Annotated in this window: 10 protein-coding genes and 2 pseudogenes; 9 read left to right on the top strand and 3 right to left on the bottom strand. The window is 33.5% G+C overall.

The window, feature by feature from the left end; all coding sequences use genetic code 11:
* From JFU20_RS04060 to JFU20_RS04035, 6 genes and pseudogenes are all read left to right on the top strand, one after another.
* Entirely contained in the window at positions 1-1,512 is a 1,512-nt protein-coding gene (locus JFU20_RS04060) for an ABC transporter permease/substrate-binding protein (protein ID WP_201038361.1), read from the top strand.
* A 213-nt stretch (positions 1,513-1,725) separates the two neighbouring features.
* Complete coding sequence (locus JFU20_RS04055) at positions 1,726-3,153, top strand: basic amino acid/polyamine antiporter (protein ID WP_002085826.1); 1,428 nt, start codon at positions 1,726-1,728, stop codon at positions 3,151-3,153.
* Between the two features lie 76 nt (positions 3,154-3,229).
* A pseudogene (locus tag JFU20_RS04050) lies at positions 3,230-3,489 on the top strand (LemA domain protein).
* A gap of 106 nt (positions 3,490-3,595) precedes the next feature.
* Positions 3,596-5,413 carry an AAA family ATPase gene (locus JFU20_RS04045; RefSeq protein ID WP_201038359.1) on the top strand — a complete coding sequence of 606 codons (1,818 nt, stop codon included), beginning with the start codon at positions 3,596-3,598 and terminating at the stop codon, positions 5,411-5,413.
* A pseudogene (locus tag JFU20_RS04040) lies at positions 5,403-7,252 on the top strand (hypothetical protein). The gene JFU20_RS04045 and the pseudogene JFU20_RS04040 overlap by 11 nt, the downstream one beginning before the upstream one ends.
* Before the next feature lie 317 nt (positions 7,253-7,569).
* Positions 7,570-8,166 (top strand): hypothetical protein, encoded by a 597-nt coding sequence (locus JFU20_RS04035; RefSeq protein WP_002085820.1) that lies wholly within the window; start codon positions 7,570-7,572, stop codon positions 8,164-8,166.
* A 101-nt stretch (positions 8,167-8,267) separates the two neighbouring features.
* Here the strand turns inward: JFU20_RS04035 and racA are convergent, their stop codons facing one another.
* Positions 8,268-8,810: a chromosome-anchoring protein RacA gene (gene racA, locus JFU20_RS04030; protein WP_002012665.1), complete on the bottom strand. Its 543-nt coding sequence runs from the start codon at positions 8,808-8,810 to the stop codon at positions 8,268-8,270.
* 363 nt (positions 8,811-9,173) lie between these two features.
* Between racA and JFU20_RS04025 the strand changes: the two genes are divergently transcribed.
* Entirely contained in the window at positions 9,174-10,529 is a 1,356-nt protein-coding gene (locus JFU20_RS04025) for a hemolysin family protein (RefSeq protein ID WP_002127238.1), read from the top strand.
* 144 nt (positions 10,530-10,673) lie between these two features.
* The gene (locus JFU20_RS04020; protein ID WP_002012663.1) at positions 10,674-12,098 is read left to right on the top strand and encodes an aldehyde dehydrogenase family protein; all 1,425 of its coding nucleotides are present in this window, start codon (positions 10,674-10,676) and stop codon (positions 12,096-12,098) included.
* Positions 12,099-12,218: 120 nt separating this feature from the next.
* Here the strand turns inward: JFU20_RS04020 and JFU20_RS04015 are convergent, their stop codons facing one another.
* Positions 12,219-12,611 carry a YueI family protein gene (locus tag JFU20_RS04015; protein WP_002085811.1) on the bottom strand — a complete coding sequence of 131 codons (393 nt, stop codon included), beginning with the start codon at positions 12,609-12,611 and terminating at the stop codon, positions 12,219-12,221.
* A gap of 240 nt (positions 12,612-12,851) precedes the next feature.
* Between JFU20_RS04015 and JFU20_RS04010 the strand changes: the two genes are divergently transcribed.
* On the top strand, positions 12,852-13,985 hold the full coding sequence (locus JFU20_RS04010; RefSeq protein ID WP_002012660.1) for a BA2291 family sporulation histidine kinase: 1,134 nt from the start codon (positions 12,852-12,854) through the stop codon (positions 13,983-13,985).
* A 33-nt stretch (positions 13,986-14,018) separates the two neighbouring features.
* Here JFU20_RS04010 and JFU20_RS04005 read toward each other — a convergent pair whose 3' ends face one another.
* Positions 14,019-14,768, bottom strand: a complete 750-nt coding sequence (locus JFU20_RS04005; RefSeq protein WP_002012659.1) for a DUF4397 domain-containing protein — start codon at positions 14,766-14,768, stop codon at positions 14,019-14,021.
* Positions 14,769-15,123 lie beyond the last annotated feature (355 nt).

The following is a 15,123-nucleotide window of genomic DNA, read 5'->3' as shown; positions in this document are numbered from 1 at the left end:
GTGACTGATTTTATTCAAACGTTCCAAGAACGAAAAGTAGAATTGCTAAGTGCATTAAGTGAGCATTTACAAATATCGCTTATTTCACTATTTTTTGCAGTAATTATTGCAGTGCCGCTCGGCATTATATTAACGAGAAAAGAACGAATGGCTGAATTTATTATAGGGACTTCTGCTGTTATGCAGACAGTGCCCTCACTTGCTTTACTTGGACTATTAATTCCGTTAGTAGGAATTGGAAAACTGCCAGCTATAATCGCATTAGTTGTGTATGCACTATTACCTATTTTACGAAATACATATACAGGAATACGGGAATTAGATGAATCACTTATAGAAGCGGCGAGAGCTATGGGGATGAATAGCTGGAAAAGATTATGGAAGGTAGAGCTTCCGCTCGCATTGCCAATTATTATGGCTGGTATTCGTACAGCGATGGTATTAATTGTTGGAACGGCTACATTAGCTGCTTTAATAGGCGCTGGTGGGCTCGGTAAGCTCATATTATTAGGCATAGATCGAAATGACCATGCGCTTATCATTTTAGGGGCCGTACCAGCTGCGTTACTCGCTTTATTCTTTGATATAGTACTTCGCATACTTGAGAGCCCGAAACGCTCTTCTAAGCGCGTTATATTGACGATATGTATAGTTGTAGTAATGATAGCTGCTCCATTTCTTTGGAATACCGAAAAGAAAGACATAGTTATTGCTGGTAAACTTGGATCTGAACCAGAAATATTAATTCAAATGTACAAGCAACTTATTGAACAGGATACAGATTTACAAGTGGAATTAAAGCCAGGCCTTGGAAAAACAGCATTTGTATTCGAAGCGTTAAAATCAGGTGAAGTAGATATATACCCAGAATTTTCAGGTACAGCTTTATCTACTTTCGTGAAGGAAGAACCGAAAAGTACAAATCGTGATGAAGTATATGAACAAGCTCGTATTGGAATGGAAAAGAAATATAATATGGTTATGTTAAAGCCAATGGAGTATAACAATACATACGCACTAGCCATGCCGAAAAAAATAGCAAATCAAAATAACATAAATACAATTTCTGATTTAGGAAAAATTGCACAGGAAGCTAAAGTAGGATTTACATTAGAATTTGCTGATCGTGAAGATGGTTATAAAGGAATGCAAAAATTATATAACTATAAGTTTTCAAATGTTAAAACGATGGAACCGAAACTGCGCTATAGTGCAATACAATCGGGAGATGTTAACGTAATCGATGCATATTCAACAGATAGTGAATTGGAGCAATATGGGCTTAAAGTGCTAAAAGATGATAAAGGACTATTCCCGCCTTATCAAGGAGCACCATTATTAAGAAAAGAGACGTTACAGAAATATCCTGAACTCGAAAAAGTATTAAATAAATTATCTGGAAAGATTACAGATGAAGAAATGAGAAAAATGAATTATGAAGTAAATGTGAATGGGAAAAGTAGCGAAGAAGTCGCAAAACAATTTTTACAAAAAGAGAAGTTACTTCGTTAATTTTACAATAAATATACAATTTTATATGTATGAAATGACCGTTCATTACAAAATGAACGGTTTTTTTGTGCATACTTATACATTTTTTCAAAAAAGTATTCCATTTTTCTTCATTTTCTTTTAGAATAAGTAATGTTTTCCTGAAAAAATATAAGAGAAACGTCTATTAGAGAAAAAGGTGACTTTAATAGTTGAACAAACATAACACCTAGAATGACAGATGGGGTGGTACAAATAGAAAAGAAGTTAGGATTTTTTCCGTTAATCGCATTAGTAGTTGGAACGATGGTTGGTGGCGGTGTTTTTAGTTTACCGCATGATTTAGCAGTAGGAGCAAATAGTGGTGCAACGATAATTGGTTGGTGTATTACAGCAATGGGAATGATTCCACTTGCGCTCGTATATCAAACGTTAGCAAGACAAAAACCGGAGCTTGAGGGTGGAATCTATAGTTATGCACGAGCTGGATTCGGTGAATATATTGGTTTTAACAGTGCTTGGGGATACTGGCTAGCAGGGATTTTAGGAAATGTTGCAACAATTATGTTACTGTTTAGTACATTAGGTTACTTCTTCCCAATTTTTAAAGGCGGAAATAATGTTGCGTCAATCGTAGGTGCATCACTTTTATTATGGACATTGCATTTTCTAATTTTATTTGGAATTCGTGAAGCTTCCATTATGAATGTTATCGCAACGATTGGGAAATTAGTTCCGATCTTATTATTTATTGTCGTGATGGTAACAGCGTTTCGCTGGGATACATTTACACATGACTTTTGGGGCGAAGGAACTATCTCAGTTTCCTCTGTACTAGGTCAAGTGAAAAATACAATGCTTGTAACCCTTTGGGTGTTCATTGGGGTTGAAGGAGCAGTTGTATTATCAGGAAGAGCTAAAAATAGTAGAGACGTTGGAAAAGCGACAGTACTTGGACTTATTTTAGTAATGTCTATTTATATTTTAATTTCTGTTCTGTCAATGGGAGCCATGACAAGAAAAGAACTTTCAGTATTAGAGACTCCTTCAATGGGACATGTATTAGAACATGTTGTTGGGCCATGGGGTGCAATGGCAATTAATATTGGATTAGTTGCGTCACTTGTAGGTACATTAATTGGCTGGTTTTTACTTGTTTCTGAAATTTCTCACGTAGCAGGAAAAGACGGCGTGTTTCCGAAAGTCTTTACGAAAACAAATAAGAAACAAACGCCGCATATGGCATTGTGGATTTCAAATATCGTTGCCCAAACTATATTTATAATCGTTCTGTTTTCACAATCGACATATCAAATTATGTATTTTATTGCGTCAACATCTATATTACTGCCGTACTTATTATCAGCGCTATTTCAATTGAAATTAGTCATCACGAAAGAGCTGAAAGTTGCGAGAGTAAAAAATGGATTGTTAGCATTAATTGCTTCCCTATACTCTGTATGGTTAATTTATGCAGCTGGTTTAAAGAATTTATTGCTTGTTTCAATCGTATATGGTATTGGGATTCTCGTGTATATGTTTGCAAGAAAAGAAAAAGGGAATCGTTGTTTTGCAGGCAAAGAGCGATATGTGATGTGGGCAATTGTTATTGCAGCTATTACATCACTTTATATGTTACTGACAGGAACTATAAAAATGTAAAAGTCCTTTTAATTTAAAGGGCTTTTTTCCTTGTCTAGAGAATATTTAATACATAAGATATTCAGGAGGGATGAAAATGGAAGAAAAAGAACAGTTGTCTAGAATTATGGATTTAGCTAGTGATTTAAGGAAAGTATTAGTACAAGAATCTTTTTTTAATCATCATCCTGAACTTCGAGGCGTGATTGAAAATTTAGCGAGTTCTGTAGAGAATTTGGCGAGTTTGCAGCAAAATAAAGATGAAAATGCCGAAGATCGATTACGGTACGTACTTGCTAAAATGAAAATCGCTCATAATGCCATTTTGCAAGAAAAAAAGCATTTCCTTCTCATTAATATACGTTTTAATTTTGAACCTGACGGATGACGTCAGGTTTTTTATTTCTAGTTTTAGATTGTAGTTCATACAATAAGGATAGTATGAAAAAAGAAGGTGACTACGTTGAAATTACATAAAGCTCTTCATCCAAGTTTTATAAAGCGAATGTATTATATGAGGTTTATTGGGAAGTTTGCAAAAGCTGAGGGAGAGAAGAATGGAGAAAATTTCTTTGTACAATGTCTTTCTTCAATACCTTTAACTTTACAAGAGTTATTTCCGACTGGAAAATATTTGTTTGAAGGATTATGCAGTAATAAAAAGAATGAAAAAATCTTTACTGATTTAAAGAAGCATAAATTAGAAAAGCAACTGGTTATGTTTCGTCTTTATTATGATCGTGGAAATTTATTTCTGGAATTAATATGCACAGAAGAGCCTTGGGAAATAGCATCTTCATATAAAGTGATTCCTTCACCAAAGGTCTCAAATTATAAAAAGAGAGCGTCTTTGGAACGGAAGTTAAGCAACGGTTATTTATCATTTCTTATGCCTAAATTACCAAAAGACTTTGAGCCTCCAGAATTATTGTGGCATGAAGGAAGGCTATATGGAAATTTATCGTTAAAATCATCAATAAGTTCAATTTCATATTTTGAGCAAAGAAAAGAATGCAAATATATTGAAATAAACGATTGGATGAAACATGTAGAAATAGCAGTAGATGATCATTTATATTTTGTAAGTGAAAATGTGTATGACCAACTAAATAAACGAATTGCTGAAGAAGGTAAGTTAGTTGAAGTAGAAGATATTAAAATGCAAAAGGATGACTGGGAATGGGATGAGCGTGAATCCTCTTTTTTGCAGTATGTACAAAGTATGGTTCGTAATAAAGGGTTATATTTGGATGATACAGATATATATAATTTTCACATTAGTATTAAAACCAATATGTTAACAATTGTTGGTGGTATACCAGGTGTTGGGAAATCACGCTTTGTGCAAGCTTATGCAGAATCACTTGGTTTACGTTATGGGGAAGAATTAATTTGGATTCCGATTTCACCATCGTATCAAGAACCACATGATATTCTCGGTTACCTTCATCCGAATGGTAATTTTATTGAAAGTGAAACGAAGTTAGTTCGGACATTGTTAAAGGCTAAAGAAAATCCAAATCAATTGTATATAATTGTGTTCGATGAAATGAACATGTCACATATTGAGCATTGGTTTACTCCGTTTCTATCCGTTCTTCAACTTGAAAAGAAAAATCGTATTTTGAGTTTGTATGAGAAAGTACAAGAAATAGAAAATCAAATTCCACCTTCAGTGGAAATTGGTGAGAATATTATTTTCGTAGGCACTGTAAATTTTGATGAAACGACGAAAGAGCTTTCCGATCGATTATTAGATCGAACAAATTTGATTACATTACAAAAAATTCCGTTTTGCGAGATGAGTATAGAACATGAGAAAGTTGTTCAGCAACCTCCGCTGAAAGTAACAACGGGAGAATTTCGACTCAATTGGTTTAGGAATAAAGAGATGATCGAAGTGTATACTGAAGAGGAATTAGAGTTATTGGATAAGTTACATGATGTATTATCATCACACGATATATCAAAAGGAATTTCTTTCCGATGTGCAAGCGCAATCGCTACGTATTTGCAAAATATACCGTTCCAAAATAATCAGTCTTATATGATTAGCAGGGAAGAAGGTTTTGATTTGCAAATAAAGCAGCGTGTATTAACGAAATTAAGGGGGACAGAAATGACAGTGGGCCCTCTACTTTCTGAAGAAGCAAAAAGGGGAGCGACATTGATACCACTTTTACAGTCTCCGCTTGCAAATCGTGTATCTACATTTGAACATTCTTTAGCTTATATAAGACAAAAGCGTAGAGAACTGGAGCTGTATGGCTATGCAAAATGAGGAGCGTTATGAAACAGCAATCGTCGATACGAAAGAAACGCTCCCGTTTGTATTGAAGCTAATTATTGGTACTGAGGGGAAAGGCGATTTTATCCTTTTAAACCGGCTTTGTACGTCTACTACAGCATTAGTTCAATGTATTTATAAAGTACAGGAATTAAAACCACTGAAATTACATTTCCATTATCAAAATCCAATGGATATTACATTCATATGGAATAAAGTATATGAGGGACAAAAGAATATAAAAGAGTCACAATATGAATTAAATGAAAAAAACAAAGAGTATTAGTGTATGAACATGGAAAAACTGAATTTTTTTATCCGTGGCGCTGTGGCTTATACCATTTTGAAGTGCGTATAGAAGATAAAACTTATTATGGTGCGTTTCAAGTTGTTCCTAAAAACTTTTTTGATGACCAATTTGAAATGATTCAAGATTATGTGAAGTCAATTTTAAACGAGTTAATTTTAGATAGAGGTTATTACAAGAAAACTTTCTCAGCACTTAGCGATATTGAAGATTCTTCTTATTTGGTATTGTTAAGAAAGTTGCCACAAAAAATGAAAAGAATAAAACAAATTTTTAAAAAAGTAGAATCGAATGCGGAATTTGTACACGAATATGAATGGGAAACGAAAGCGCGGAAGACAACGAGAAAAACTGCCATTATGACAGAAAGAAAGCTTTATGCGAAATATTACAACCGTAAATTTAAGGAGCAAAAAAATAGTATTGAAAATGCATTTCTTAAATTTAAAACGATGCAATTCTATTATTATTTACTTGAAGCAGAAATTTTTGTACGTAAAACTATTGAAATACTAGAAGGAGAAAAGAAGAAAAAGTCAGATGAATTTCAAGCTGTTAAAACAATTATGAAAACGATTGAACGAAATGGATCCGTGACGGATAGGGAAAAACAAAAATATAGAAATCTACATTTACTGAAAGAAGCAGATTTACGGAAAAGTTCTGTGAAAATACAAGAATATAAAATATTAGCTCATATCGTATATGAAAGTGTGCAATACTTTCGAAATTTATTGTATTCTCCATTTTGGAGGGAAGTTTCTGAAACAGCTACCATTAATTCGAACACTTTATCTATACCGCATCAACAATTAATCCACCATTTAGAATTGTTACCGCAACATACGGAGCAACCCCCATCTTTATTATTCGTATATAAACCAACGTTTTTAGTGTATGAGTATTACGCTTTTTTTATCGTTATTTCTATATTAGAACAAATCGGATTTGAAGATAAGAATCCTATTCGTGAACAAATACAAGAACATTTTTATTTAGACGGATTACAAGATGGAACGACAGTGATTTTACATCGAGATGATATAAAAGTGCACGTCGCGTTTAATGATTTAATTGAAACACACCCTCTTATTGCACTAAGCAAAGGAAGTAATTTTTATAACGGAGAGGACACAAAGAAGCCGGATATTCGTTTAGATTGTTATGTAAAGGAAGAAGAGAAGTATGTATATAAATCTTCTATTATTATCGAAGTGAAATACAGCCCTATGTACAATATTTTTCAGCCTGTCGGTAATACGAAAGCAACGGAGCAAATGTATAAATACTGGTCTATTAAGTATGTAGAAGAACAGAATGGTAAACGAATTTTTAAGCGAAGAGCGATTTATGAAGTGATTTGTGTATATCCAGGTAGCCATATGCATAGTAAAAAAATTGAATCTGGATGTGGAGTGTTTTTACAACTATATCCATATAAAACGAAACAAGGAGAAGAGAAGTTGGCTGGGAAGCATGGGATGATTCAAATTTTTGAGAAATGGTTAAAAAGTAATAAAATGTAAAAGAAATCCTTTTTAATGAAGGATTTCTTTAGGTTAAGAAGAATTATATGCAGTACGGAAAGACACATTATACGGTTCGAACTTGATAGTGATTATCATTTTTTTATTAGAGTAATTGAATCTTGTTATGTTTGTAACAGTATGGGGAATTAAGAGTTTTTACATGTGTATGAATGAGTAATAAATAGGAATTTAATTCATTTTGCAGAATATAATAAGACATAAATATTTTTAGTTGCATACGAAGATTTGTTCTTATATGATAGTAAGTGAAAGCGTTATCAAAAACAGAGCGGCGATGGGAAAGGCGGTTAAATATGTTCCAGCGTGTTCAAACAAAGGAAGAGCATTTTTGGTTCGAGCAACTGTGGGGAGATTTTTGTGAAGAAAGAAACTTAATGTTTGTAGAACGTAATTTAAATCCATCACGATTTTTATTAATAGAAGATGAACATCATATTGGTACAGTAGAATGTATTAAGTTTACAGTACCTGAACAATCAAATTCTGAGTTTTTCTATCCGTTTTCTAAAAATGATTTAGTGAAAGATTTGAAAAATGTGTATGAAATAGGAAAGTTAAGTATTGCGAAAACGTCTCGGGGGAGAGGACATTTCAAAAGGCTAGCAGCTATTTTATTTATGCATGCGTTAGAGACGAAAGCGGAATGGTATATTGCAGCAGTTACAAAAAGAATGTATATGTATTTACTTACACTCGGTTTTCCAATCGAACCGATAGATAGTCCATTCCAGTTTCATGATACTTTACAAGGTGTACCAGTGCGAATTCATGCTCGAAAAGGGGCTACACATCTGTATTCTTTGAAAGAATTCCGTGATATTATTCAAGGGAATGCTCATGCTCAGGCACTTATTGCAGAATACAGTAAAAATATTATGTTAACAAAATGAGAATATATGAATATGTATAGTATGAAGAAGAGTTACATATTACGGGCATCTGTTTTCATACAAAAAGTAGACCCTTATTCTCAGAATAAGGGTCTAAAATATTATAGTCCAAATATACTAAAAATCATTTTACGACGCTTCGGTTTCTTTTCTCTTTCATATGTTGGTTTTGCATCAGGAGTAATGTATATTGGTTCTTCTTTTTTTAGGGCAGCTTCTAGTTTTTGAATTCGTTCTAACATTTCCTCTATTTCGCGGCGATGTTGTAAAAGTTGGTATGTAACGACATCATTTGCTTTATCTTGCATTTGTTCTTCCATTCGATCTAGTCTTCTCGTAATTGTGGTAAATTGAGCTGTTAATTGCTCAAAATCATTCGATGATGTGTTTTGAACAATTGTGTTTACTTGAGTTTTTAATTTTTCTACATCATTTGAAGATGGTTTTTGAGTAGTTTGAGAGTTTTGAGGCTGGTCCATTTGAGAGCGATGGTATTCTAACATTAGATCTAAATCACCTTGTGTGAAAATAAAATGACCATATTTATTTTTTTTTATCGTAAGATTTAATTGTTGTGCAATCCGGACAACAGCCTTTGGGCTAACACCTAATTTCTTTGCGATAAATGGTGTTTTATATTCCAAAATAATCCCTCCTATATATATCCTGTTGAATGATTTCTAGTTATGTAGCAAGTTCCCTTCAGGTGTGACAAAAGAAGTGTGGAATCGGCAAAGAAAGTGTTTTTTCACGAAGTTCAGCTGTTTAGCACATACTATTTATATAAATCATTTTTAGTTATCGGAAAATTGGGCTTATTATAGTTTGACGATAATAAGCTAATTAGATTATCATAATTATAAATATCTTTTTTATGTATGCATATAATATATAAAAAGGTGGTTACTAATGTAGAATTTTATTAGAGTATAAGAATGCTTACTTCACTTGAATAAATTTAAGTAGGAGGTGGCTTCCTTGCTTACACTGTAAGTAAGGAAAAGTATTTGGACATATATAGTATAAGTATAGTGATTGTTTTAATTGCCTTAACGGCATTTTTCGTTGCAGCAGAATTTGCAATTGTTAAAGTGAGGAGTTCACGAATTGACTATTTAATTGCAAAAGGAAATAATCGTGCAATATCTGTCAAAACAATCATTACAAACTTAGACGAATATTTATCAGCTTGTCAATTAGGAATAACTGTTACAGCTCTTGGGATTGGGTGGTCTGGTAAACCTGCGCTAAAGCACATGTTTGATGTGTTGTTTGCAAATTGGAACGTCCCTACTCAACTCGCAGACATTTTAGCTATAATTTTAGTATTTTTGTTTATCACATTTTTCCATGTGGTAGTAGGAGAGTTAGCTCCAAAAACATTTGCGATTCAAAAAGCAGAACAAGTGAGTTTCTTTGTTGCTAAGCCACTCATTTTGTTTTATCGTATTGCATTCCCATTCATTTGGATTTTAAATGGATCAGCTCGGTTAATTACAAAGTTTCTTGGGTTGAAACCACCAAAAGGGCATGATGAAGTGCATTCAGAAGAAGAATTGCGGTTGTTAGTTTCAGAAAGTTATAAAAATGGTGAAATTAATCAATCTGAATATAAGTATGTGAATAAAATATTTGAATTTGATGATCGTATTGCGAAAGAAATAATGGTACCACGAACAGAGATGAATATTTTAAATAAAGAAATGCCTGCTGAAGAGGCTTTACAAAAAATGTCTCATGAAAAATATACGAGGTATCCGGTTGTTGATGGTGATAAGGACCATGTAATAGGCTTTGTGAATTTTAAAGATATATTTACAGATTTTGTGAAGCACCGAGTTGTTAGTGAAAAGACAGTGGAGCAATATATTAGACCAATTATTTTAGTTATTGAATCTATCCCGATTCATGATCTATTTTTAAAAATGCAAAGAGAAAGAACTCATATCGCTATATTAATTGATGAATATGGTGGTACATCAGGTCTTGTAACCGTTGAAGATATTTTAGAAGAAATTGTAGGGGATATTCAAGATGAGTTCGATACTGATGAACAACCGGAAATCCAACAAGTTAGTGAGACGAAAACGATTTTAGAGGGAAAAGTACTTGTTAGTGAAGTGAACGCATTATTAGGTTTGACTATTGACGACGATGATGTCGATACGATTGGCGGTTGGATCCTAACAAAAAATATTGAGATTTCCGAGGGTGATACCATTGAGATTGAAAATTATAAATTTTGCGTGAAAAAATTAGATGGACACTATATTAAGAGATTAGAAGTAACGAAACCTTCAGAATCGATTGTTATTGTAGGAGATGAAAAAAAGATTTCGCTCCAAGAACAAATTAGTTCGTAAACTCTGCTTTGTAGCAGAGTTTTTTTGAGCAAAATGTTTTTTTGATGTATTAGGGCTATGATACAATTACACAAGTCAGACCTTTCACCAGGTGAAATAAATGAAATGTATTATTGTATACATATATTCGGAAGGAGAACCACTATGAAAAAACATTTATATATAAATGGGGTATGGAAATCAGTAGAGACGTATAAACCATTGTATGCACCATATTCTGAAGAAACATTAGCGGAGATTGCGCAAGGTACAGAAGATGACGTTAAGGAAGCAATAGTTTCGGCCAAAAATGCAATGAAAGAAATGAAAAAATTATCCGCATACGACCGTGCAACTATTTTAGAAAAGGTTGCACAAAAAATGGATGAGAGAAGAGAAGAGTTTGCAGAGATTATCGCAAAAGAAGCTGCAAAACCAATTCGTGCTGCACGTGGAGAAGTAGATCGCACTGTTCAAACATATAAGTTTGCAGCTGAAGAAGCGAAGCGAATATATGGTGAGACGTTACCATTAGATGCTGCACCAGGAGCAGGTGGCCGTATAGCGTATACAATTCGACAACCAATCGGGGTTATTGGTGCTATTACACCATTTAATTTTCCACTTAATTTAGTAGCACATAAGGTAGGCCCAGCAATTGCGGCTGGAAATACTATTGTGCTAAAGCCTGCCGACCAAACGCCACTTTCTTCGTATGCATTGGTAGAATTATTTGAAGAAGCTGGTTTACCAAAGGGAGCTTTCAATATAATTTCTGGACCTGGATCTGTTGTAGGTGAGGCATTAGTAAAAGATGAGAACGTTGCTAGTATTACTTTTACAGGAAGTCCGAAAGTAGGTATTGGAATTAAGGCAAAAGCCGGGTTGAAACGAGTGACGTTAGAATTAGGATCGAACGCTGCAGTAATTATTGATGAAGATGTTGAATTGACAGACGAAATAATTGAACGTGTAAAATGGGGCGCGTTTGTGAATAATGGACAAGTTTGTATTTCAGTACAACGTGTTTTTGTGCATGAACGCAAAATGGAAGAGTTTATTACAAAATTAACGAAAGCAATGGAAAACGTTGTAGTAGGAGATCCGCTTCATGAAGAAACAGATGTATCAGCACTTATTTCAAAAAAAGATGTAGAACGTATAAATTCATGGGTGGAAGAGGCAGTTAAGGAAGGAGCTAATGTTGTATACGGTGGTAACAAACGTGATGCAAGGATTTTTGAACCAACTGTATTAACAAATGTTCCAGATTATGTATCTGTTCAGTGCCAAGAAGTATTTGGTCCACTTATGACTGTAAATACATTTAAAGAATTTGATGAGGCTTTAGAACAAGTAAATAATTCACGTTATGGATTACAAGCAGGTGTATTTACAAACAATCTATGTAAGGCAATGCGTGCAATTGATGAATTAGAAGTCGGTGGTGTCATGATTAATGATATTCCAACGTTCAGAGTAGATCATATGCCTTATGGCGGTGTGAAAGAGAGTGGAACAGGCCGTGAAGGGATTAAATATGCAATAGAAGAAATGACAGAAATGAAATTAGTGTGTATTAAAAAATAAAGTAGATCGAGCTTAAACACCGCAATAAAAAACGAGCAGGAAATGTTTACGATTCCATACTCGTTTTTTATTGTTTGTTTTACGTTTCTCGGAACGATTACATTTAATCAAGTGTACCTTTTACTTCATTTCTTGTTTGAAAATATCATCTTCGACATAAATATGTTCTTTATCTACAGCAGTGCTATGAGAGAGTACTAAACCTATTGGTGTTTCAGTACCTTTATTTTGAACAATTGTAAAAGGAATATTTTTTTCAGTTGCTAATTTAATGTATTTTGATAAATGTGGGTAAGCAATGCTTCCATTTAGGAATAGTTGTAATGATTGAGAAGAACGTATGTTACCCGTTACTTCTGTATACACATTACTTTGCATTACTTGACCGATTGTTAAAGCGATTTCTACACGCTCACGTAATGTAGTTAAGTACATATTACGTTCTTCTGGTTTGTTTTGCTTTTGGCCATATATGCCTTCTTGGAGATAGTCTTCCACATTTTTATTTACCATATTTTTCACACCTTTCACTTCTTATTGTACGCAAGAATTAAAAAGGATGCAAAAAAAAGTAGTTTTGAACAGGAAAATAATTAAAAAAATGAGAAGAGAAAAGGGATATATGAATAAAACTTATTTAAATAAGAAGGGAAAAATAAATTTTATCAACAGAAATTAACAAAATGTGACAACAATCTATTAACGAAATGTATTTTTTGTGTTAATATTCAAAATATAAAGGGTATTCGTCGTATGGAAATGGAGGGAATGGAGGTTTTTCCAATCGATAAGGATATTAAAGAAGTATTTTGTTCGCACTTGAAAAACAACAGGCACCAATTCGTAGAGAACTGGAAAAACAAAATGATAATTTCCGAAAAAGATCCATTTAAACAAGAGGTAGTTCAAAATGGAGCGAATTTATTAGAGTTAATTATCGAACTTATTATGGAAGATAAAGACATTAATTATCTTCAGCCATTATGTGAGAAAATTGCCATTGAGCGTGCAGGGGCAGATGCGAATATTGGAGATTTTGTTTACAATGCAAATGTGGGAAGAAATGAACTTTTTGAAGCAATGTGCGAATTGGATGTAAGCGCTCGTGAACTGAAACCGATTATGGCCAAAATACATACTTGTTTTGACAAATTAATTTATTATACCGTTTTAAAATACTCAGAAATTATATCGAGAAATTTAGAAGAAAAACAGCAATATATAAATGAAACACATAAAGAAAGGCTTACGATTCTAGGGCAAATGTCGGCTAGTTTTGTACATGAATTTCGTAATCCGCTAACTTCGATTATGGGATTTGTAAAGTTATTGAAGACAGATCACCCTAATCTATCGTATTTAGATATTATTTCACATGAATTAGATCAATTAAATTTTAGGATTTCGCAATTTTTACTTGTATCGAAAAAAGAAATGTGGAATGAATCTGAACGTTTTTTTGTAAATGACTTATTTCAAGATATTATACAATTCTTATATCCAAGTTTAGTTAATGCAAATGTTTTGATTGAAAAGAATTTGCCGTATCCTATTCCACTCGTTGGTTACCGGAGTGAAGTGAAGCAAGTAGTTTTAAATATTTTAATGAATTCGATTGATGCTCTTGAATCGGTGAAAGAAGAGCGGAAAATTATCATTGATGTATTTGAAGAGGATCAGGCTGTTCGCATTGTTATAAAAAATAATGGACCTATGATTCCAGCAGACAATGTAGAGACTATTTTTGAGCCATTTGTAACTACTAAAAAGCTAGGAACTGGTATTGGATTATTTGTATGTAAACAAATTGTAGAAAAACATAAAGGATCCATATTGTGTCGTTCGGATAACGATTGGACAGAATTTCAAATTACGTTTCAAAAGTAAACAGTCTACACCATGCGAATGGTGTAGACTGTTTTAATTTGTAAGTATAACGGTCTCTAATTTTGGATCCTCAGTTGAATAACCAACTATTGAAATTGTGTAAATTGTATTTGGTTCAACGTTGAATTTTGGAATGGTTAATAGTACTTTTTTTGTATCAGCAAGTGAAACTTCAATATCTGCTGTACCAGGGCTAACTTGTAAAAAATCTGTTATTTGCTTAAAGAGTACATTTTCAAATAAATGATCCCCATCTTTTAAATTTACATTTACAACTGGAGTGTCTGGTGAAAAATGTGCAAACCGTATTTTTGCTTGACCAGATGGTAAATGAGTATTATCAAGAATGGGTTGTAATTGGAGATGATTATCGCTATTGACCGCTGCAAGGGTATAAGTGTGATTCCCCATTATTGGTACTAATGCTGAAAATATTGGAGTTTCGTTTCCGACAGGGACAATATCAATACGGTATTTACCTTGCACTAATGATAAATACGGACTGAATTGTTTAAAAGAAATATTTTTAATAACCTTTTGTCCGTTTATTATAATATCAACTGCTGGTGTATGGGGAGCTGTGTGGAAGATTCTCATATGTGACGGTAAAGTCGCTTCTTGTGAATCTCTCTTTTCATATGCTTGTACAAGTTTTGTAATTGCATCATAGTATTTCATATAGAGTTCTACATATCTTTTAGGATTGCTATATTGATAGTAACGAGCGAGCTGTTCGTAACGTGCAGCTTCTTGGCCGTATTTTTCAATTTCGGATTGAGTCATGAACATTCCTCCTTTATCATCATTACAAATATATGCGAAGCTAGAAAGAGGTTATGCAAAAAACTTGCCTTTCTAGAAGGAAAAGTTAAAATGGGGATTTTTTTATTTATAGGCAAACACACATACAAATCGATAATTGTCCTACATAAATTATAAAGGAAAGGTAGTTTGACTTTGATGGAAGGAGTGGAACCATTGGGATGGGGATATCCCCATAGTTATTGGGAATGAAGTTATGGAGGATTTGGTGCTATAGGCTGTGGGACGAATTATGGATTTGTATTATGAGTATTTCTATTAATTTTAGTGATGCGTTGGATAAGGTAATACCGATAAAAGAGCGTCGTGCCGAACT

Origin of the sequence: Bacillus sp. TH30, assembly GCF_016650875.1 — a bacterium.
In the GTDB taxonomy this organism is placed as follows: Bacteria; Bacillota; Bacilli; order Bacillales; family Bacillaceae_G; genus Bacillus_A; species Bacillus_A mycoides.
This window is presented reverse-complemented; position numbering and strand designations above follow the sequence as displayed.

What these genes read in the sequence shown, in the direction of transcription:
- JFU20_RS04055 (WP_002085826.1), top strand. Translation starts at nt 1,726, where the DNA reads ATGACAGATGGGGTGGTACAAATAGAAAAGAAGTTAGGATTTTTTCCG.
- JFU20_RS04035 (WP_002085820.1), top strand. Translation starts at nt 7,570, where the DNA reads ATGTTCCAGCGTGTTCAAACAAAGGAAGAGCATTTTTGGTTCGAGCAA.
- JFU20_RS04020 (WP_002012663.1), top strand. Translation starts at nt 10,674, where the DNA reads ATGAAAAAACATTTATATATAAATGGGGTATGGAAATCAGTAGAGACG.
- JFU20_RS04015 (WP_002085811.1), bottom strand. Translation starts at nt 12,611, where the DNA reads ATGGTAAATAAAAATGTGGAAGACTATCTCCAAGAAGGCATATATGGC.
- JFU20_RS04010 (WP_002012660.1), top strand. Translation starts at nt 12,852, where the DNA reads ATGGAAATGGAGGGAATGGAGGTTTTTCCAATCGATAAGGATATTAAA.
- JFU20_RS04005 (WP_002012659.1), bottom strand. Translation starts at nt 14,768, where the DNA reads ATGACTCAATCCGAAATTGAAAAATACGGCCAAGAAGCTGCACGTTAC.